The following is a 19,377-nucleotide window of genomic DNA, read 5'->3' as shown; positions in this document are numbered from 1 at the left end:
TCTCCCCACAGCGTTTCAAGCCGTTTTTCTCGGCTAAGTCTCCTCTATGGATCGGACCATCGAGGCGGTGCTCTTCGACCGCGACGGCACGCTCGTCCGTGATGTGCCGTACAACGGCGACCCGGCTCGTGTGGAGCTGATGCCCGGCGCTCGCGAAGCGGTCAGGGACCTGCGCGCACGCGGTCTGCGCACCGGAGTGGTGAGCAACCAGTCCGGAATCGGCAGGGGACTGCTGACCGAAGACCAGGTGCGCGCGGTCAACGCCCGCGTCGAGGAGCTGCTCGGGCCGTTCGGCACGTGGCAGATCTGCCCGCACCACCCGGATGACGGCTGCGCGTGCCGCAAACCCGCCCCTGGTCTGGTGCTCAGGGCCTGCGAGGCGCTCGGCGTGAGGCCGGAACGCACGGTGGTGGTGGGAGACATCGAGGCCGACGTGGTGGCCGCGCGCAACGCGGGTGCGACGTCCGTGCTGGTCCCCACCGGCGTGACCCGGCCGGACGAGGTCGAACGCGCACCGCGCACCGCCGCGGACCTGCGTGCCGCGATGGAGATGATCCTGTGAGGACGTTGGTGGCGCGGCTGGACAGTGACGGCGACGTGCTGCTCGCGGGGCCGGCGATCCGCGCGGCGGCCGCGTCCGGTGAGGTCGTGCTGCTGTGCGGGCCCGGGGGAGTGCGGGCGGCCGAACTGCTGCCCGGCGTGGACCGGATCATCGAATGGGAGTGCCCGTGGATCGTCCACCCGGCGCCCGCGGTCCGGCCGATCGACATCGAGGCCGTGGTCGCACTGGTGCACGGCATCCGGGCCGACGTGGCGCTGGTGCTGACTTCGTTCCACCAGAGCCCGTTGCCGCTGGCCCTGCTGCTGCGGCTCGCCGGGGTGCCGGAGGTCGTGGCGCGCTCGACCGACTACCCCGGTTCGCTGCTGGACGTGCGGCTGACCGGTGACCCGGACGTGCCCGAGGCCGAACGTGCGTTGCAGGTCGCGCGCGCCGCCGGGTTCGAGCTGCCGCCGGGCGACGACGGCGGGCTCGCCGTGCTCGGCCCGCCCGGAGCCGAACTGGTGCACGAGGAACTGCGCCACCCCTACGTGGTGGTGCACCCAGGTGCGACGGCGCCCGCCCGCACCTGGTCGCCCGACCGGTGGGCGAAGGCCGTGGTCGCGTTGAACGCGGCAGGGCATCGCGTGGTCGTGACCGGCGGACCGGCGGAGACCGGCCTGACCGGGCACGTCGCCGGCGCGTGCGGGACCGATCTGGGCGGGCGCACCACCTTCCGCGAGCTGAGCGGCGTGCTGGCCGGTGCCGAGGCGGTCGTCGTCGGCAACACCGGTCCGGCTCACCTCGCTGCCGCGGTCGGCACGCCGGTCGTCTCGTTGTTCGCTCCCGTCGTGCCCGCCGCCCGATGGGCACCGCACGGAAGGCATGTCCTGCTCGGCGACCAGCACGCGCCGTGCCGCGACAGCCGTGCCCGTGAGTGTCCGATACCTGGCCACCCGTGTCTGGACCTCGTGGAACCCGCCGAGGTCGTCGCGGCCGTCGCGGAGGTGACCCGATGAGGATCCTGCTCTGGCACGTGCACGGTTCCTGGACGAACTCCTTCGTCCAGGGCGACCACGACTACTTGGTCGTCGGCCCTCCCGACGGCATCGGCCTCGCCGGACGTCCCTGGCGTGCGGCCGAGACCTCTCTGTCCGAAGTGGACGCCGACATCGCGGTGGTGCAACGACCGGAGGAGCTCGACCGGGCACCGCGCGGAATCCCGGTGGTGTACCTGGAACACAACACGCCCGGTGCGCCGGGGCAGAAGCACCCGATGGCGGACTGGGACGGGATCCTGGTGCACGTCACGCACTTCAACGACCTGATGTGGGACTGCGGGTCCACCCGGACGGTCGTCGTCGAGCACGGCGTCGCCGATCCAGGCCCGCTCTACACCGGAGAGCTCGCCCGCGCGGCGGCGGTCGTCAACGACCCCGTCCGGCGCGGCCGGATCGTCGGCACCGACCTGCTGCCGCGGTTCGACCCGGTCGACGTGTTCGGCATGAACACCGAGCCGATCGGCGGTCTCGGCGACCACGACCTCGTTTCGCTGCACCGGGAACTGGCTCGCCGGCGCGTGTACGTCCACCCGGTGCGCTGGACCTCGCTGGGGTTGTCGCTCATCGAGGCGATGCACATCGGCATGCCGGTCGTGGCGCTCGCGTGCACCGAGGTCGTGCGCGCGGTGCCCGAGCAGGCCGGCACGGTCTCGACGAACGTGGAGGAACTGGTGCGCGCGACGCGGGAGCTGATCGCTGATCCCGCGCTCGCGCACGAAAAGGGGAAGAGGGCGCGCGAGTTCGCGTTGGCCCGGTACGGACTCGATGCGTTCCTGCGGAGCTGGGACGACGTGGTGGAGGAGGTGGCCGGATGAGGCTCGCGATGGTCTTCGGGCATGCCAGCCCGCTGGCGGTGGCGCCATGAGCGTCGAGAAGCACCTGAACGGACTGGCCGGCACGCTGACCGCCCTGCGGGCCCACGCGCCGCGGCTCACCCGCTGGGGTGCCGCGCTCGCCGGCAGGCTCACCGAAGGCGGCAGGTTGCTCGCCGCGGGCAACGGCGGGTCCGCCGCCGAGGCCCAGCACCTGACCGCCGAGCTCGTCGGCCGGTACCGGCACGACCGCGCGCCGTTCTCGGCGCTGGCGTTGTGCTCCGAGACGTCGAGCGTCACCGCGATCGCCAACGACTACGGCTACGACCAGGTCTTCGCCCGGCAGATCGCGGCGCACGCACGGCCGCGGGACATCGTCGTGCTGTTGTCGACCAGCGGCCGCAGCGCGAACCTGCTGGAGGCCGCCCGCGCGGCCGGCAAGGTGGGAGCGCAGGTCTGGGCGTTCACCGGCCCGGCGCCGAACCCGCTCGCCGAGCTGGCGGACGAGGTCCTGGACCTGCCCGGCGACCCGTGTCACGTGCAGGAGGCGCAGCTCGTCGCGGTCCACGCCCTGTGCGAGGCCTTCGAGGCCGCCCTGCCCGCGACCCTGCGGAGGGTCTCATGAGGCTGGTGGTCGTCGGCGACTCGCTGCTGGACGTCGACGTGGAGGGCACGGCCGAGCGGCTGTGCCCGGACGCGCCCGCTCCCGTCCTCGACGTGTCCGCCGAACGGGCCAGGCCGGGAGGTGCCGCGCTCGCGGCGACGATGGCGTCGCGCGACGGCGTGGACGTGACGCTGGTCAGCGCGCTGGCCGACGACGAGGACGGGCACCGGATCCGTTCACTGCTGGACGTGCCCGGGGTGTTCGGGCCCTCCGCCGCACCCACGTCGGTGAAGACGCGTCTGCGCTGCGGAGGAACCTCGTTGGCGCGCATGGACCGCGGTGGCGGTCCTGCGGAGCCCAAGGCCACCGACGACATGCTCGACGCGGTGCTGTCCGCAGACTTCGTGCTGGCGTCCGACTACGGCCGCGGACTTCTCCGCGACGAACGGCTGAGGTCGGTGCTCACCCGCGTCCCCGTGGTGTGGGACCCGCACCCCCGCGGTCCCGCGCCGGTGCCCGGCGCCCGGCTGGTCACGCCGAACCTCGCCGAGGCCACGGCGTTCAGCGGCCACGCCGACCCGTTCGAGGCGGCGGAGGAGCTGTTGTCGCGGTGGCGTGCGCGTGCGGTGGTGGTGACGAAGGGCTCCGGTGGTGCGTTGCTCCACTGTGGAGGGACGCCCGTCGCGGTGCCCGCGTCGAAGGTGTCCGTGCTCGACCCCTGCGGTGCGGGGGACAGGTTCGCGGTGACGGCGGCGGTGCGACTGGCCGCGGGCGCCACACCTGACGAGGCCGTGGCGGACGCCGTTCTCTCGGCCGCACGGTTCCTGGCTGATGGCGGTGTCTCGGGAATGGCCGGTGCCACGATGTCCACAGTGGACGCAGTGCGGGCTCGTGGCGGTGTCGTGGTGGCTGCGGGCGGGTGCTTCGACGTGCTCCACGCCGGTCATGTCCGCATGCTGCGGGCGGCACGGGAGCTCGGCGACTGCCTCGTGGTGTGCCTCAACTCCGACGCGTCGGTGAGCAGGCTGAAAGGGCCGGAGCGCCCGGTGAACCGGCAGGCCGACCGCGTGGAGGTGCTGCGCGCGCTGGGCTGCGTGGACGAGGTGGTGGTGTTCCCCGAGGACACACCGGAACGCGTGCTGCGCGACCTGCGTCCGGACGTGTGGGTGAAGGGCGGTGACTACACCGCCGAGCTGTTGCCGGAGACGGCTGTGGTGCGGCACTGGGGCGGCCGGACGGTCGTCGTGCCGTACCACCGCGGCCGTTCGACGACCGAGATCCTGTCGAGGAGGGCTTGATGCTGGGTGCTGTGCTGGTGACCGGAGGTGCGTCCGGACTGGGTGCGGCGGTGGTCGACGCCGTGCACGAGGCGGGCGGACGGCCCCTCGTGCTGGACAAGGCGGCGCCGTCGGCACCGCACGTGGCCGACTTCGAGTCGGTCGACCTGTCGGACACCGTCGCCGCCGAACGGGCCGTGCGAGCCCTGGTCTCCCGCAACGGCGACCTGAGCGCCGTGGTGACCGCCGCGGGCGTGGACAGGTGCGGACGCCTCGACGAGGTGCCGACGGCGGAGTGGGAACACGTCGTGCGGGTGAACCTGTTCGGCACGGTCGCGGTCGTGCGCGCCGCGCTGCCGCACCTGGAGAACGGCCGGGTGGTGACCATCGCGTCCACCCTCGGGGTGCGTGCGGTCAGCGACGCCACGGCGTACTGCGCGTCGAAGTTCGGCGTCGTCGGCTTCACCAGGGCGCTGGCGGCCGAGACGGCGGGCCGGACCGGCGTGACACTGGTCGTGCCCGGCGGGATGCGCACCCACTTCTTCGACGACCGCGACGAGCAGTACAAGCCGTCGGACACGGCGAAGCTGAACCCGCCGGACCGGGTGGCGGCCGCGATCATGTTCGCGCTGAGCCAGCCGGCGGGGTGTGAGGTGCGCGAACTCGTCGTGGCCCACGCGGAGGAACCGTCCTGGCCGTAGGCCGGGTGCGGCCCCCGCTCAGCCGTTCCGTGGTGCGGACGAGCCGCGATCCGGTCTAGGTTCGTACCCTGGAGTCGGATCGGGTGGGGCTGACCGCGCGACCGCTGGGTTAGAGGACAGGTGTTGGACGGGCAGCGTCGGGAACGGCTCAAGCGGGCGGTGGAGGAGTTCACCTCCGAGGCTTCCGGGCGCACGGGTCTGGCGCAGGCGTTGTGCGCCGCGTGCCTGCACGTCCTGCCCGGTGTGGATGCCGCGGCGCTGACGTTGCGCGGCAGTGCGCGCGCTGAGGAGATGGTCGGCGCGAGCGACGAGTGGGCGGCCCGGCTGGAGGAGATCCAGTACACGCTGGGTGAGGGGCCGGGCGTGGTGGCGTTCCGGGACGCCGCGCCGGTGCTGGTGGCGGACCTCGGCTCGGACGGTGTGCGGTGGCCGGGTTTCGACGCGGCGGCCGCGGCGCAGGGCCTGGCGGCGATGTTCGCGTTCCCGCTGCAGGTCGGCGGCATCAGGCTCGGCACGCTCGACCTGTACCGCCGCCGTCCCGGTGGCCTGACCGCGGCGGTGGTCGCCGACGCGGCGATCCTGGCCGACGTGGCGACCTGCGCGTTGCTCGAGCAGAACGACTCCGCGGACGAGGACGACCAGTTGCGGATGACGCTGTCGTACCAGGACGTCAACATGGCGACCGGGATGCTGGCCGCGAAGTTGAAGATCAGCCTTGAGGACGCGTTCGCCCGGTTGCGCGCGCACGCGTTCTCGTCGGGCCGGTCTGTACTGGACGTGGCGCGTGATCTGCTGGAGCTGCGCATCCCGCTGGACAGGCTGGCGGACTGACCGTGTCGCGAGCACCGCGAGGTGGTGGGTCGTATGCTGCGGGAGTGCCCGGTCCCCAAGAACAGATCGCCGTCACGTTGAGCGAACTCACGGCGAGTCTGGTCGGCAGGCATGACGCTGAGTCGGTCCTGCGCCTGGTCACCGCCGCGTGCGAGAACCTGCTGTCGGCGTCCTCGACCGGGGTGCTGATGGCCGATCCGCGGGGCGGGCTGAGCGTGGTGTCGGCCTCCGACGAGCAGGCCCGGTTCCTGGAACTGCTGCAGAGCCGGATCGACGAAGGCCCGTGCGTGGATTGCGTGCGTCACGACACGACGATCGCCTGCCCGGACCTGGAAGACGAGCATGGCCGTTGGCCGGCGTTCACCCGTGCCGCGCTCGGTGCCGGGTTCCGCGCGGTGCACGCCGTGCCGATGCGTCTGGCCGGGGGCGCGGTCGGCGGCCTCAACGTGTTCTACACGGCCGTCACCCCGTGGGAGGAGTGGCAGCAACGACTCGGGCAGGTGCTGGGCGATCTGGCGGTGCTGGGCCTGTCGCAGGACGACGACCCCGCGCGCACGCAACGGCTGGCCGAGCAGACGCTGACGACGCTCAACGACCGCGTGATGCTCGCGCACGCCATAGGCATGGTCGCCGGGGCTCTCGACATCGGCACGGACGAGGCCCGCCGCCTCATCTTCGGTTACGCAGCCACGCTGGGGAGCCCGGTCCGAGACGTGTCCCGCCTCCTCACCAGCGGAAACCTCGAAGTCGCTGAGTTGGCGGCGTCCTAGGGCGTGTCCCGTAAGTCCGTTCGATGAGAGTCACTTGTCGAGAGACCCGGAGGCGGTGCCGCCACGACGCCCTCATACCGGGCGTATTCGGGTGTTGCGGCGGTGCCGCCTCCGGGGCCCTCGGCCGCGACTGTCGCGGACGAGGCTTACGGGACACGCCCTAGTCGTCCCAGTCGGGGTCGGTGCGCCGCTCGGCCGCGGCGTCCACGACCGCGTTGACCCGCTCGACCTCCGCCTCGCGTTCGGCTTCGGTGCGCCGGTCGCAGAACCGCCCCAGCACGTCGTCCTGGTCGCCGCTCCAGGCCTGCACGACGCCGATGGCTTCGTGCAGCGCCGCTCGCCTCGTGATCGCTTCGACGAGGTGCTGTGCCGCGGAGGCATCGCCGGAACCGCGGCTGGAGGAGGTCATGTCCCCAGCCTCCTCCTCATCATCACGGGGAATGGCGACCCTGCGGCTCGCGGCACCAAGATTCGTTGCGGTGAAGCGAAGATCAGCGAGTCCCCTACTTCTCCGGGAGCGGTGTAGGGAGCGTTTCGCCGGGTAGCTCATGTCCATGGCAGAGCGCGCTGTGGTGACCGGAGGAGCGGGCTTTCTCGGCTCGCACCTGTGCGACGCCCTGGTGGAGCGGGGCATGCGGGTGACCTGCGTGGACGACTTCAGCACGGGAGAACCCGCGAACGTGCCGCCCGCCGTCGAGCTCATGCACGCCGACGTGCGCGAACCGCTCCGGTTGCCGCCCAGCGAGCTGGTGCTGCACTTCGCGTGCCCCGCGTCGCCGCCGGCCTATCTCGCGTCACCGGTCGGCACGCTCGAGACCGGCGGGTTCGGCACCCACCACGTGCTGGAGGAGGCCAGACGGCTCGGCGCACGGGTGGTCTTCGCCTCCACCAGCGAGGTGTACGGCGATCCGCTGGAGCACCCGCAGCGGGAGACCTACTGGGGCAACGTCAACCCGATCGGGCCGCGCAGCGTGTACGACGAGGCCAAGCGGTTCGGCGAGGCGCTCGCGTTCGCGTACCGGCGGGAGCACGGGCTCGACGTCGGCGTGGTCAGGATCTTCAACACCTACGGGCCGCGGATGAAGCCGGGTGACGGCCGCATGTTGCCCACGTTCTTCGCTCAGGCGCGCAAGAACGAACCGCTGACCGTGCACGGTGACGGCACGCAGACGCGGTCGCTTTGCCACGTGTCCGACCTCGTGCGCGGCGTGCTGGCCATGGCGGACAGCGGCGAGGCCGGTCCCGTCAACCTCGGCAACCCCGAGGAGGTCACGGTGCTGGAGGTCGCCAAGCAGGTCATCGAGGTGACCGGCAGCGACTCCGAGATCGTGCACGTCGGCGCGATGACCGACGACCCCCGGCGGCGCAGGCCGGACGTCACCAGAGCGCGGGAGCTGCTCGGCTGGGAGCCCGAGATCCCGCTGGAACGAGGACTACGACTCATGGCGAGGGAGACGTGATGCGGGTTCTGGGCATCAACGCGATTTTTCACGACCCCGCGGCCGCCCTCGTGATCGACGGGCACACGGTCGCGGCCGCCGAGGAGGAACGGTTCTCCCGGCGCAAGCACGGCAAGCGGCCGGTGCCGTTCTCGGCCTGGGAGCTGCCGGAGATGGCGGCGAGGTGGTGCCTGGAGGAGGCCGGGCTCACGCCGGCCGACCTCGACGCCGTCGCGTACTCCTACGACCCGGCCCTCGCGGAGGACGGCACCGCGCCGTGGGAGGAACTGCGCACCACCTACGCCCGGCGGGCCCCGCAGTTCCTGGCCACCGCGTTGCCCGGCCTGGACCCGGACATCGTGCGGTTCGTGCCGCACCACGCCGCGCACGCCGCCTCGACCGGGCTCGCGGCACCGTTCGGCGGGAACTGCGCCGTGCTGGTGGCGGACGGGCGCGGCGAGTGCGGCTCCTACCTGGCCGGGCGGTACGACGACCAGCAGCTGGTCAGGCTCGCCGAGCAACGGCTGCCGCACTCGCTCGGCCTGCTCTACGAGGACCTGACCGAGCACCTCGGTTTCCTGCGGTCCAGCGACGAGTACAAGGTCATGGCACTCGCCTCGCACGCGGAACCGGTGCACCTGGACCTCATGCGCGAGCACATCACGACCACCGGCGACGGCGGCTTCCAGATCGTGCCGATCGAGTGGAACACCCTGGCCAAGGCGCCGGACGGCGAACTGCTGCGGGAACACGCCGAACTCGCCGCCAGCGTGCAGCGCAGGCTGGAGGAGGTGCTGCTGGAGCTCACCACGTGGCTGCACGAGCAGACGGGGGAACGCAGGCTCGCCATGGCGGGCGGGGTGGCGCTGAACTGCGTCGCGAACACGCGGATCTTCGCCGAGGGACCGTTCGACGAGGTGTGGGTGCAGCCCGCGGCCGGCGACTCGGGCACCGCTCTCGGGGCCGCGCTGCACGTGGCGTCGGGGGAGCCGCTGGCGCCGATGCCCGGCGCGGACCTCGGCCGGAGCTGGAGCGACGACGAGGTCGAGCAGGTCCTGAAGACGGCGAAGGTCGTGTACGAGAAGCCGACCGACCTGGCCGCGGTGGTGGCGCGGGCGCTGGCGGACGACGAGATCATCGCCTGGTTCCAGGGGCGGTCGGAGTACGGGCCACGCGCGCTGGGCCGCCGGTCGCTGCTCGCCAACCCCTGTCACGCGGCGAACCTGGAACGGATGAACGACGTGAAGGGCCGTGAGCAGTTCCGGCCGATCGCGCCGATGGTGCTGCAGAGCCGGGCGCACGAGTTGTTCGAGCGCGGACCGGTTCCCAGTCCCTACATGCTCTTCGTGCACGACGTCCGTCCTGAGTGGAGGGACCGCATCCCGGCCGTGGTGCACGTGGACGGCACCGCCCGTGCGCAGACCGTGGCGGACGACCCGTTGCTGGAACGGGTGCTGGAGGAGTTCGACCGCCGCACCGGTGTGCCGGTCGTGGTCAACACCAGCCTCAACACGGCAGGGCGGCCCATGGTCGACTCCCCGCGGGACGCACTGGAGTGCTTCGGTTCCTCGCCCATCGACCTGCTCGCGATCGGCCCGTTCGTGGTGCGGCGATGACCGGCTACACCGTCGTCATCCCCACGGTCGGCCGCGAGAGCCTCGACGTCGTGATGAACGCGATCCGGCACGGCGAAGGACCGCCGCCGGACGAGATCATCGTGGTGTACGACCGGTTCGGCCGCGGACCGGCGGCCGCGCGCAACTCCGGCTGGCGGCGGGCCACCAGCGAGTGGGTGGTCTTCCTCGACGACGACGTGCTGCCGCCACCGGACTGGAAACGACGGCTCGTCGAGGACCTCGCGGCGGCAGGCGACGACGTGGCGGCCAGCCAGGCGCGCATCGAGGTGCCGCTGCCGCCGGACCGCAGGCCCACCGACTGGGAACGCAACACCTCCGGTCTCGCCGGCGCCAAGTGGATCACCGCGGACATGGCCTACCGGAGGTCCGTGCTGCTGGAGACGGGCGGGTTCGACGAGCGTTTCCCCAGGACCTACCGGGAGGACGCCGACCTCGCGTTGCGGGTGATCGAACTCGAGTACCGCGTCGTGCTCGGCGACCGGGTCACCACCCACCCCGTGCGGCGCACCGGTTTCTTCACCAGTGTCAAGCAGCAGCGCGGGAACGCAGACGACGCGTTGATGCGCAAGGTGCACGGTCCTCGATGGCGGGAGAAGATCGGCGGTCATCGCGGCAGGTTGCGCGAACACGCGCTCACCACCGGCCTCGCCGTCGCCTCCGTCCTCTGTGGACTTCTGGGTGAGAGGCGCGCCGCGGCCGTCGCGGCACTCGGGTGGGCCGCCATGACCACGCGGTTCGCGGTGCAGCGCATCGCCCCGGGACCGCGTACGGCGCCGGAGGTCGTGCGGATGATCGTGACGAGTGCGGTCATCCCGCCCGCCGCCTGCGTGCACCGAGTCCGCGGCGAGCTCCAGGTGCGGGTGACCCAGAACGAGCAGGCCGAGGCACGAGACATGTCGGGAGGGCGAACGTGCATCGAATCGGTGTCGTCGGCGCCGGGTACGTCGGCCTGACCACGGCGGCCTGCCTGGCGCACCTCGGTCACGACGTCGTCTGCGCGGACGTGGACGAGGCCAAGGTCGAACGGTTGCGGCGCAACGAGGTCGACCTGGTCGAACCGGGACTCGCGGAGCTGCTGGAACAGCACGACATCGAGTTCACCACGGTGTTTCCGCGTGATGTGGACTTCTTGTTCGTGTGCGTTCCCACGCCGTCGGGCGAGCACGGTGAAGCCGATCTCACGGCCGTGCACGACGTCGTCGCACAAGTGCCGGAGAACACCGTGCTGGTGCTGAAGTCGACGGTTCCCGTCGGCACCGCGCGGGGCATCGCGCACCAGCCGGCGGTGTCGAACCCGGAGTTCCTGCGGGAGGGCCACGCGGTCGAGGACTTCCTGCGTCCGCAACGGGTCGTGGTCGGTTCGGCCGACCAGGACGCGGCGAGACGGGTCGCCGCGCTCTACGGCGACGTGCCGGTCGTGCTCACCGACAACACCACGGCCGAGCTGGTCAAGTACGCCTGCAACAGCTTCCTCGCGGTGAAGCTGTCCTTCGTCAACACCCTCGCCGAACTGTGCGAGCACGTCGGCGCGGACATCGACGGCGTCACCGAGGGCATGCGCCTGGACGAGCGCATCGGCGCCGCGTTCCTGCGGCCCGGTCCAGGCTGGGGCGGCTCCTGCCTGCCCAAGGACACCCGTGCGCTGCTCAGCACCGCAAGCGCCCAGAACGTCGAGTTCGCGACCGTGCGTGCCGCCGTCGACACGAACGACCACCAGGTCCGCCGCATCGCGCAGATGATCGAGGGCGACCGGATCGGGTTGCTCGGACTCACGTTCAAGGCCGGCACCAACGACCTGCGCGACTCGCCGGCGCTCGCGATAGCGCGGCTGCTGGACGGCGAGGTCAGCGCCTACGACCCGGCGATCAGGCACGACGTCGACGGCATCACCGTCGTCGGCACGCCGGAGGAGCTGGCGGACGGCCGCGACGTGCTGGTCGTGCTCACCGAGTGGCCGGAGTTCGCCGAGCTCGACTGGCCCGCGCTCGCGGACCGGATGACGACCCCGGTGCTCGTCGACACCCGAGGTGTCGTTCCCGCCGCCAAGGTCCGCGAGGCGGGCTTCCGGTTGCTCAGCGTGGGACACCCGGACGGGCGGCGCTGACGTCGGACGCACGGGACGCGGTGACGCCGGGTAGCGCTTCGGTGAGAGGTGTTTCGAAGCGTTTTCCGGGGATAGATCTCCTCTGTGGACCGGACTTCCGCCGCAGGGCACTTCGATCGTGACGACGCGATGCAGCTGCCGATCGGTCGGCGACCGGCTGTACGACGGAGGTGAGGGGCATGAGGATCACGATGGTGTCCGAGCACGCCAGCCCGCTGGCGGTGCTGGGCGAGGTCGACGCCGGTGGGCAGAACGTGCACGTGGCCGCGCTTTCGGAAGCGCTGGTGGCGCGCGAACACGAGGTCGTGGTCTACACACGGCGTGACAACCGCGAAATCCCCGACCGGGTGCGTGCCAAGGCCGGCTACGAAGTGGTGCACGTGCCCGCCGGACCGGCGGAACACGTGCCCAAGGACGAACTCCTGCCGTTCATGGGGGAGTTCGCCCGCTTTCTGGCCGCGGACTGGCGTGCCGCGCCGCCCGATGTCGTGCACGCGCACTTCTGGATGTCCGGCTTCGCCGCGGCGATGGCGGCGCGTGACGTCGAAGTGCCGGTGGTGCAGACCTTCCACGCTCTGGGCACCGTGAAACGCCGCCACCAGAGCGAGGCGGACACCAGCCCTGCGCAGCGGATCGCGATCGAGCGGATGATCGGCAAGAACGCCGATCTGATCGCCGCGACCTGCGGCGACGAGGTGAACGAGCTGGTGCGGATGGGAATCCGCCGCACGCGCACCGCCGTCGTGCCGTGCGGCGTCGATCCGGAGCTGTTCCACCCGGCCGCGGCCTCTCCGCGCCCGCGCCGGATCGTGTCGGTCGGCAGGCTGGTGCCGCGCAAGGGTTTCGAGGACCTGATCACCGCCCTGCGGATGGTGCCGGACGCCGAGCTGGTGATCGCGGGAGGACCGCCCGCCCGCAAGCTGCGGTCGGATCCCGAGGCGCAGCGACTGCTCGCGCACGCGGAGGCCCTCGGGGTGCGCGACCGCGTCGAGCTGGCAGGCCAGGTGGCCCGCCAGGACATGCCGGACTTGCTGCGCTCGGCCGAGGTCGTCGCCTGCGTGCCGTGGTACGAGCCGTTCGGCATCGTGCCGCTGGAGGCGATGGCGTGCGGCCTGCCGGTGGTCGCCTCGGCGGTCGGCGGGCTCCTCGACACCGTGGTGGACGGCGTCACCGGGAAGCTGGTGCCGCCACGAGACCCGAAACGGCTCGCGAAGGAACTGCGGGTGCTGCTCGCGGACGGCTCCCGGCGCCACGTCTACGGCACCGCCGGGGCCGATCGGGTCTCCGCCTGCTACACCTGGGGCGAGGTCGCGCGGAGGACCGAGCACCTGTACCTGCGCGTCGTCCGGCAGTCGCTGGCGATGGTGCGGTGATCGTTGTCAGAACAGGAACATCTCGCTGTCCACAGTGGACAGCGGGATCGGTGCCGGGCCGTACTCGCACCAACACCACCACGCCGTACGCGGCGGCGACGACGAGGGCCGAGGTGGGCAGGGTGAGGACTCAGCCCTCGGCGATGTCCGCGGCCACCGCACCCACCGGCTGCGGCCGGAACGCCGCTGTCACCGTCCGTGTGCTTCGGCCCTGGTCCTCGCTGCTGGGCGCGGGCCACAACCGCGACTCCTTCCGGCACCACTACTCGCGCATCGGTGCCGAGTCGGCCGAGCGCGGTCCGGCTCGGCGCCAGGCCGTCGGCGCCGCCCGCTGCGGGGTGGTCGAGGCCGTGCCGTTCATCGACTTCGCCCGGCACCGGCTCGCACAGCTCCTGCGGCGATGAGCCCGGCACCGGGTGAATGCCGTGCCCCTTCCGGGGTACCTCGGTGGTGTTGGCCACGCGCTCTGGAGGAGGATCGGTGAACCCACAGGCAGTCGTGACGGGAGCGTCGAGCGGTATCGGTCTCGAGCTCGCGAAGGTGTTCGCGGACAACGGTTACGATCTCGTGATCGCGGCGGAGGACGACGCGATCGACACGGTCGGCGAGGAGCTTCGGGGCCATGGTGTCCAGGTGGACGCCGTGCAGGTCGACCTCACGTCGTACCAGGGTGTCGAGGACCTCGTGGCGCGCATCAGGACGAGCGGGCGGCCGGTCGACGCGCTCGCGGTGAACGCCGGGGTCGGCGTCGGCGGTGATTTCGTCCGCGACACGTCGGTGGACGACAACCTGGAGATCGTCAACCTGAACGTCACGTCCGCCGTGCACCTGACGCACCGCGTGCTCGCGGACATGGTGGACCGCAAGGAAGGGCGCGTGCTGTTCACGTCGTCGATCGCGGCCACCACCCCGGGGCCGTTCCAGACGGTGTACGCGGCGTCGAAGGCGTTCCTCGCCTCGTTCGGGCAGGGGCTGCGCGAGGAGCTGAAGGACACCGGTGTCAGCGTCACCACGCTGATGCCCGGTCCGACGGACACGAACTTCTTCGACCGCGCGGGCATGCAGGACACCAAGGTCGCCCAGGGCGCCAAGGACGATCCGGCTCAGGTCGCGCGCCAGGGGTTCGAGGCGTTGATGAAGGGCGAGGACCACGTCGTCGCCGGTTCGGTGAAGAACAAGGCGCAGGCGGTCGCGGGACGGGCGCTGCCGGACCCGGTGAAGGCCAAGGCTCACCGCAAGATGTCCGAACCCGGCTCCGCGGAGTCGTAGGCCCTCCAGTGTGGACCTCGTGCGATGCCGTCACACAGCCAGGCGGCGGCATCGCACGAGCTCAGGGGAGCACGTTGCGCGCCGCGGTCCTGCTCCACTCCAGCAGGAGCAGGGTGGCGTCGTCCTGCAGGTGCCCGTGCTGGTGGTCGAGCACCGCGCGGGACACCCGGCGCAGCGTCTCGGGGGCGGGCAGGCCGGCCGCCTCGTGCCGTTCGGTCAGGTCGACCAGGCGTTCCACGCCGAACTCCTCGCCCTGCGGGTCGCGTGCCTCGGTGACGCCGTCGGTGTGCAGCAGGATCCGGTCGCCGCGCTGGAGCTGTTCACGCCCGAGCTGCCGCGGCGTCCTGGCGAGGTGGCCGAGCCCGAGCGGCACGTGGATCGAGCTCCTCAGCGACTTGACCATCCTGCCGCCGCGCAACAGCAGGGCCGGCGGATGCCCCGCGACGACGTACCGCAACGCCCCGGTGGCGAGGTCGAGATCGGCGAGCACGGCCGTCGCGAACGGAGCCCTGAGGCCCTCGGTCGCCTGCTGCCGCACGGCCTGGTCGGCCAGTTCGGCCGCTTCGAGGAGCCCGAGGCCGTTGCGGCGGGCGTTGCGGGTCGCCGCCAGCGCCACCGCGGTGGTGAGGCCCGCGTGCACGTCGTGACCCGTCGCGTCGAAGATCGAGACGTGCGCGCGTCCGTTGTCGACGGCGTAGTCGTAGCCGTCGCCGCCCACGGAGTGATAGGGCTCCATCAACGCCGTCACCGTCAGCTGGTCACAGGCGAACGTCTGCGGTGGCAGCAGTTGCCACAGCAGCTCGGACGCCACCGAGAACGGCGTGGTGCGGCGCAGGACGTGCAGGAAGTCGCTGTAGTGGAGCTTGCTCGTGGTGAGATGCCCGAGCAGCCCGGCCAGCTCCCAGCAGTGCTCGCGGATCGACCGGTCGTCGGGGTCCCTGTCGCCGTGCAGCGTCGTCTGGAGCACGCCGAGCCGCTCGGTGCCGTTCAGCAACGGCAGCCACAGGGACGGGGGCGAGCCGCCCACGGCGATGATGTCGGTCCGCTGGAACGCGCGTCCGGCCGTGGTCGCCTCCACCCGCAACGGTGGCGGTCCTCCCTCGGGACGGATCGAGCGCAGCCACTGCTGTCCCATGTCGACGACGTACAGCTGCGCGGTGATGTCCACCTGGGCGGCGGCCTCGTCCAGCAGTGCCGCGAGATCGCCGGCCGTCGACAGGTGGGCGCCGTTGATGATGTGGCGGAACGCGGCGTTCCAGGCCTCGGCCTTCTCGGTCACGTGAAGCCCCCGGGCCGGCTGCTCACCGAGAGGACGTCGCGCAGGCCCGACAACGCGAGGATGCGGTCCGGAGCGCTGCCGCACAGGCAGGTCACGCTGATCGTCCGCCCGGCTCGCCGCGCGCCGTCCGCTGCCTCGAGGAGCAGTGCGACGCCGCAACTGCTCAGGTAGCCGAGACGGGTGAGGTCGATGCAGACCGGGCTGTCGGGCCGGGCGCCGATGTGGGCCAGCAGTGGTGCGCGCAGGCCGCCGGAGGTGTGCGTGTCCAGGTCGCCGGTGAGGTGGAGCACCTGCGTGCCGTCGGGAGCCTCCCGCACGTCGAGCCCGATCACGTCGGACGGCTCGGCGAGCGGCGGTGCCGGGGCTGCGGCCGCCGGTGAGGTGGAGAACCGGAATCGGACCGTCGTGCCCGTGTTGTCCGCGTCGAGCTCGACCTCGTCGGCCATGGCCCGGATCATCTTCAGCCCGCGGCCGCGATGACCTGGGTCCTCGGGCTCCGGACGCCACGCGCCGTGATCCCGGACGGTGACGTGCACGGCGCCGTCCCGGTGCGCGATCTCGGTGTCGAAAGTGCCCGCGGCGCCGGGATACGCGTGGTCCACGACGTTCGCGGTGGCCTCTCCGTAAGCCAGCACGAGGTCGTAGGCGAGGTCGTCGGAGAGCCCCGCGGCGACCGCCCACTCGGACACGGCACCCCGCAGGCCCGAGAGCCGGCCCGGCTCGGCGGGCGACGTCACGCGCAGGGGCGCCGGCAGGTGGCGGGCGACGACGAGCGCGACGTCGTCGCTGTGGCCGTCCGCGAGCAGCGCGCCGACGATCGTGCCGGTCAGTTCGGCGGGCCCCTGGTGGTGCGCCTGCGCCACCACGGCGAGCAGCCGGTCGAGACCCTCGTCGACGACGACGCCCCTGCGTTCGACCAGGCCGTCGGTGTAGAGCACGATCGACCCGCCGGGGGCGAGGACCGTGCTGTGCTCCTCGTACCGGGCACGTCCCGGGGTGCCCAGCACCGCACCGGTGTGGTTCGCGAGCAACCGGGCCCCGCCCTGGTCGGCCACCAGCGGCGGCGGGTGCCCAGCGCTGGCCCAGCACAACCTTCCGGTGGCCCAGTCGAAGGTGATGCACACGCAGGTGCTGCCGGTGGCGCCGTTCACCCTCGAGGCGAAGGCGTCGAGTCGTTCCAGCGCGGCGGCGGGGGAGTGCCCGTCGACCAGGAAACCGGCCAGGGCGCTGCGGAGCTGTCCCATCACGGCCGCGGCAGTCGGGCCGGAGCCGACGACGTCGCCGACCGACATCCCGGCCACCGTGCCGCCGATCGGGAGCACCTCGTACCAGTCACCGCCGATCTGCGCGTGACTCGACGCGGGCAGGTAGCGGGCGGAGGTGGCGAGGCGCTCCAGCGCCGGGAGCTCGCGGGGCAGCAGGCTGCGCTGCAACGTGGTGGCGATCTCGTGTTCGCGCTGCAGCAGCAGCTCGCGCTCGGCCTCGGTGCGCTGCCGCTCGGTCACGTCGCGCCCGATGGCCTGCAGCCCGCCCGGCGTGACCTGGACGCTGAGTTCCAGCGCGACGATCGAGCCGTCGGCACAGCGCAGGTTCCAGACCCCGGCCTGCTCCTGGTCGTGCGGCGGTTCCCGGCCGTCGTCGCCGAGCACGAACAGCTCCTCGGCGCGGCGCCCGATCAGCTCCTCGCGCCGGTAGCCCAGCAACGTGCAGGCCGCCGGGTTGATCTCGACGAACCGCCGTTCGCCGTCGAGGACCCAGATGCAGTCGACGGCCCGCTCGATCAGGAGGCGCAGGCGCTGCTCGTTGTCACGCAGAGCACGGTCGGAGTGCGCACGCTGCAACGACTCCCAGCAACGGTTGACCACGACGGACACGAGGTCGATCTCGTCCTGGGTCCACTGCCGCGGGTGCGCCTGGTGCACGGCCATGGCCGCGACGAACCGGCCGCCGCGCAGCAGGGGCAGGCAGATCACCGCGCGGATGCCCGTGACCGCGTAGGCGGCCAGGTCGTCCTCGTCGAGCCGCGGGTCGTTGCCGCTGTCCACGACCACCCACGGCTCTCCCGCCCGCATCGCCTCCAGCGCGCCCGCGCCGAACGCGCGCATGGCGAACCGTCCCGGTAACGGCGGCAGCCCGGTGGCGTGGTCGCCGCTCATGACGAAGTGGTTCTCGTCCTCCTCCGTCCTCGCGTACGCGCACCGGTCGACGGCGAGGTGCTCGCCGAGCAGCCGCGTCGCCAGCGCCATGAGGTCGTCGGCGTCGTCGAGCCGCTGCGACTCCCGGTCCAGCACGGCGAGGAACCGCTCTCTCTCGGCGGCGACGCGCTGGCCTGTGACGTCGATGACGACGCCCTGGAGCACTCGCGGCACGCCCGCCTCGTCCCGCTCCACGTGGACCTTCTCGTGCAGCCACACCACTTCGCCCTTGGTGGTGAGCGCGCGGTAGCTCAGGTCGTAGTCGTCGCGGTCGGCGGCTCGCTGCCACCGTTCCCGCTCGGACCTCTCGCGGTCGTCGGGGTGCACGACCGAACGCCAGAACCCCGGCTCCTCGAGCCAGCGCCGGACGGGATGGCCGAGCAGCTGCTCGACGTAGCTCGACACGAAGGTCAGCTCGCGGATCCGGGCGTCGGCCGCCCAGAACACCACACCGAGGTTGTGCACGAGCCCGCGCAGTCGGTCGGAGTCGATCTCGTGTCCGGCGGTGCCCATGTCAAAAGCCTGTCACGCCGGCGACGGCGCGGCGAACCGCACGCGTCCGAGGTTCGCCGGACGCATGCGTGCGGGCCCTTGCATCTCCGTCATGGCGGACGGGTTTGCCGCGCGGGGGCCCGCCAAACGTCGGCGGGCGGCTCAGTGCGGGGCGACGCTGTCTATCAGGCCCTGCGCGACCTCGCGCAGCTTGACGTTCCGCTTCTGGGAGTCCTGCACGAGCATGGCGAAGGCCTCGTCCGCGGTGCACGAGTGCACCGCCATGAGCACGCCCTTGGCCTGGTCGATGACCGCGCGCGAGACGAGCGCGGTCTCGAGGTGCGCGATGTGGTCGCGGGAGCGCTGCGAGCGGTGGGCGTTGTCGATCGCGGCGCTGGCGGCGGTGGTGAACAGCCGCATCACGCCTTCGTCGAACGGGTCGAAGGCCGTGGCCTTGTAGCTGTAGATGTTGAGCGACCCGACGTGCTTGGCGTCGCTGTCGTCCGAAGCCGGGAGCAGGATCGGCACGGACAGGTAGGCGCGCACGCCGTGCTGCTCGGCGGCCGCGTCGAACTCGGGCCAGCTGTCCCTGTTGTCCCCGACCACCGCACGCACGGCCCGGCGCGTGCGGGCGGCCTCCAGGCACGGACCGCGGTTGGAGCTGTACTGCTTCTCGTCGATGTCGACCAGCCCTGCGTCACTGGCGGCCGCGGTTCTCGGTTCCTCTGGGTTCACGGTGACGGTGACCGCGTCGGCGTCCTGCACCGCTCTCGTGGCGGTCTCGCTGAGCCGCTGCAGCACGTCGTCGAGCGGTTCCTCGCCGGAGAAACCGTCCCGCAGCATCGTCAACGCGTCGGTCGCGTCGTCGAGCCGCTCCACCGGGTCCTGCCGATCCGCTCCGGCGGTGGGTGCGCCGTCGTGGCTCGGTGGCATCGTCAGGTCGTCCATTGCGCCGGTCCTCTCGCCGGAAACGAGTTCGCGGCGCTGGTCGCTCA

At 71.8% G+C, this 19,377-nt stretch carries 19 protein-coding genes; 15 read left to right on the top strand and 4 right to left on the bottom strand.

The window, feature by feature from the left end; all coding sequences use genetic code 11:
- Positions 1-46 precede the first annotated feature (46 nt).
- The 8 genes from DFR72_RS02750 to DFR72_RS02715 all read left to right on the top strand — a co-directional run bounded on the left by DFR72_RS02750 (position 47) and on the right by DFR72_RS02715 (position 6,594).
- Positions 47-562 (top strand): D-glycero-alpha-D-manno-heptose-1,7-bisphosphate 7-phosphatase, encoded by a 516-nt coding sequence (locus DFR72_RS02750; RefSeq protein ID WP_090064188.1) that lies wholly within the window; start codon positions 47-49, stop codon positions 560-562.
- A complete protein-coding gene (locus tag DFR72_RS02745) occupies positions 559-1,557 on the top strand; it encodes a glycosyltransferase family 9 protein (protein WP_090064189.1) in 999 nt (332 codons plus the stop codon). The genes DFR72_RS02750 and DFR72_RS02745 overlap by 4 nt, the downstream gene beginning before the upstream one ends.
- Positions 1,554-2,414, top strand: coding sequence for a glycosyltransferase (locus DFR72_RS02740; RefSeq protein ID WP_090064190.1), 861 nt, complete (start codon positions 1,554-1,556; stop codon positions 2,412-2,414). Before DFR72_RS02745 ends, DFR72_RS02740 begins: the two co-directional genes overlap by 4 nt.
- Positions 2,415-2,460: 46 nt before the next feature.
- Positions 2,461-3,036 (top strand): D-sedoheptulose-7-phosphate isomerase, encoded by a 576-nt coding sequence (locus tag DFR72_RS02735; RefSeq protein WP_090064191.1) that lies wholly within the window; start codon positions 2,461-2,463, stop codon positions 3,034-3,036.
- Positions 3,033-4,313, top strand: coding sequence for a D-glycero-beta-D-manno-heptose 1-phosphate adenylyltransferase (gene rfaE2 / locus DFR72_RS02730; RefSeq protein WP_090064192.1), 1,281 nt, complete (start codon positions 3,033-3,035; stop codon positions 4,311-4,313). The genes DFR72_RS02735 and rfaE2 overlap by 4 nt, the downstream gene beginning before the upstream one ends.
- Complete coding sequence (locus DFR72_RS02725) at positions 4,313-4,993, top strand: SDR family oxidoreductase (protein WP_090064193.1); 681 nt, start codon at positions 4,313-4,315, stop codon at positions 4,991-4,993. Before rfaE2 ends, DFR72_RS02725 begins: the two co-directional genes overlap by 1 nt.
- A gap of 120 nt (positions 4,994-5,113) precedes the next feature.
- Positions 5,114-5,824, top strand: coding sequence for an ANTAR domain-containing protein (locus DFR72_RS47420; protein ID WP_177224512.1), 711 nt, complete (start codon positions 5,114-5,116; stop codon positions 5,822-5,824).
- A gap of 44 nt (positions 5,825-5,868) precedes the next feature.
- Positions 5,869-6,594 (top strand): GAF domain-containing protein, encoded by a 726-nt coding sequence (locus tag DFR72_RS02715; RefSeq protein ID WP_090064194.1) that lies wholly within the window; start codon positions 5,869-5,871, stop codon positions 6,592-6,594.
- A gap of 160 nt (positions 6,595-6,754) precedes the next feature.
- Here the strand turns inward: DFR72_RS02715 and DFR72_RS02710 are convergent, their stop codons facing one another.
- Positions 6,755-7,003 carry a hypothetical protein gene (locus DFR72_RS02710; protein WP_090064195.1) on the bottom strand — a complete coding sequence of 83 codons (249 nt, stop codon included), beginning with the start codon at positions 7,001-7,003 and terminating at the stop codon, positions 6,755-6,757.
- Positions 7,004-7,148: 145 nt separating this feature from the next.
- Here DFR72_RS02710 and DFR72_RS02705 point away from each other — a divergent pair, with 145 nt between their 5' ends.
- The 7 genes from DFR72_RS02705 (at position 7,149) to DFR72_RS02675 (ending at position 14,416) form a co-directional block, all read left to right on the top strand.
- On the top strand, positions 7,149-8,054 hold the full coding sequence (locus DFR72_RS02705) for a UDP-glucuronic acid decarboxylase family protein (RefSeq protein ID WP_342768628.1): 906 nt from the start codon (positions 7,149-7,151) through the stop codon (positions 8,052-8,054).
- Positions 8,054-9,649, top strand: coding sequence for a carbamoyltransferase family protein (locus DFR72_RS02700; protein WP_090064197.1), 1,596 nt, complete (start codon positions 8,054-8,056; stop codon positions 9,647-9,649). The genes DFR72_RS02705 and DFR72_RS02700 overlap by 1 nt, the downstream gene beginning before the upstream one ends.
- Positions 9,646-10,623, top strand: a complete 978-nt coding sequence (locus tag DFR72_RS02695; RefSeq protein WP_090064198.1) for a glycosyltransferase family 2 protein — start codon at positions 9,646-9,648, stop codon at positions 10,621-10,623. The genes DFR72_RS02700 and DFR72_RS02695 overlap by 4 nt, the downstream gene beginning before the upstream one ends.
- Positions 10,581-11,774: a UDP-glucose dehydrogenase family protein gene (locus DFR72_RS02690; protein WP_090064199.1), complete on the top strand. Its 1,194-nt coding sequence runs from the start codon at positions 10,581-10,583 to the stop codon at positions 11,772-11,774. Before DFR72_RS02695 ends, DFR72_RS02690 begins: the two co-directional genes overlap by 43 nt.
- A gap of 179 nt (positions 11,775-11,953) precedes the next feature.
- Entirely contained in the window at positions 11,954-13,147 is a 1,194-nt protein-coding gene (locus DFR72_RS02685) for a glycosyltransferase (protein WP_090064200.1), read from the top strand.
- A 122-nt stretch (positions 13,148-13,269) separates the two neighbouring features.
- Entirely contained in the window at positions 13,270-13,551 is a 282-nt protein-coding gene (locus tag DFR72_RS02680; RefSeq protein ID WP_143086661.1) for an AAC(3) family N-acetyltransferase, read from the top strand.
- 76 nt (positions 13,552-13,627) lie between these two features.
- Entirely contained in the window at positions 13,628-14,416 is a 789-nt protein-coding gene (locus tag DFR72_RS02675; RefSeq protein WP_245982458.1) for an SDR family NAD(P)-dependent oxidoreductase, read from the top strand.
- A gap of 61 nt (positions 14,417-14,477) precedes the next feature.
- On the opposite strand, the gene DFR72_RS02670 is transcribed toward DFR72_RS02675, so the two are convergent.
- From DFR72_RS02670 to DFR72_RS02660, 3 genes are all read right to left on the bottom strand, one after another.
- Complete coding sequence (locus DFR72_RS02670; RefSeq protein WP_090064203.1) at positions 14,478-15,695, bottom strand: PP2C family protein-serine/threonine phosphatase; 1,218 nt, start codon at positions 15,693-15,695, stop codon at positions 14,478-14,480.
- The gene (locus DFR72_RS02665; RefSeq protein ID WP_090064204.1) at positions 15,692-18,403 is read right to left on the bottom strand and encodes a SpoIIE family protein phosphatase; all 2,712 of its coding nucleotides are present in this window, start codon (positions 18,401-18,403) and stop codon (positions 15,692-15,694) included. The genes DFR72_RS02670 and DFR72_RS02665 overlap by 4 nt, the downstream gene beginning before the upstream one ends.
- Positions 18,404-18,544: 141 nt before the next feature.
- Positions 18,545-19,330, bottom strand: a complete 786-nt coding sequence (locus DFR72_RS02660) for a GAF and ANTAR domain-containing protein (RefSeq protein ID WP_245982456.1) — start codon at positions 19,328-19,330, stop codon at positions 18,545-18,547.
- Between the last annotated feature and the right edge of the window lie 47 nt (positions 19,331-19,377).

This window comes from Lentzea flaviverrucosa, assembly GCF_003350445.1.
GTDB classification, from domain to species: domain Bacteria; phylum Actinomycetota; class Actinomycetes; order Mycobacteriales; family Pseudonocardiaceae; genus Lentzea; species Lentzea californiensis.
Note: the sequence above shows the minus strand (reverse complement) of the source record. Positions and strands in the feature narration are given on the sequence as shown.

What these genes read in the sequence shown, in the direction of transcription:
- DFR72_RS02750 (WP_090064188.1), top strand. Translation starts at nt 47, where the DNA reads ATGGATCGGACCATCGAGGCGGTGCTCTTCGACCGCGACGGCACGCTC.
- DFR72_RS02740 (WP_090064190.1), top strand. Translation starts at nt 1,554, where the DNA reads ATGAGGATCCTGCTCTGGCACGTGCACGGTTCCTGGACGAACTCCTTC.
- DFR72_RS02735 (WP_090064191.1), top strand. Translation starts at nt 2,461, where the DNA reads ATGAGCGTCGAGAAGCACCTGAACGGACTGGCCGGCACGCTGACCGCC.
- rfaE2 (WP_090064192.1), top strand. Translation starts at nt 3,033, where the DNA reads ATGAGGCTGGTGGTCGTCGGCGACTCGCTGCTGGACGTCGACGTGGAG.
- DFR72_RS02725 (WP_090064193.1), top strand. Translation starts at nt 4,313, where the DNA reads ATGCTGGGTGCTGTGCTGGTGACCGGAGGTGCGTCCGGACTGGGTGCG.
- DFR72_RS02710 (WP_090064195.1), bottom strand. Translation starts at nt 7,003, where the DNA reads ATGACCTCCTCCAGCCGCGGTTCCGGCGATGCCTCCGCGGCACAGCAC.
- DFR72_RS02705 (WP_342768628.1), top strand. Translation starts at nt 7,149, where the DNA reads ATGGCAGAGCGCGCTGTGGTGACCGGAGGAGCGGGCTTTCTCGGCTCG.
- DFR72_RS02700 (WP_090064197.1), top strand. Translation starts at nt 8,054, where the DNA reads ATGCGGGTTCTGGGCATCAACGCGATTTTTCACGACCCCGCGGCCGCC.
- DFR72_RS02695 (WP_090064198.1), top strand. Translation starts at nt 9,646, where the DNA reads ATGACCGGCTACACCGTCGTCATCCCCACGGTCGGCCGCGAGAGCCTC.
- DFR72_RS02685 (WP_090064200.1), top strand. Translation starts at nt 11,954, where the DNA reads ATGAGGATCACGATGGTGTCCGAGCACGCCAGCCCGCTGGCGGTGCTG.
- DFR72_RS02665 (WP_090064204.1), bottom strand. Translation starts at nt 18,403, where the DNA reads ATGGGCACCGCCGGACACGAGATCGACTCCGACCGACTGCGCGGGCTC.
- DFR72_RS02660 (WP_245982456.1), bottom strand. Translation starts at nt 19,330, where the DNA reads ATGGACGACCTGACGATGCCACCGAGCCACGACGGCGCACCCACCGCC.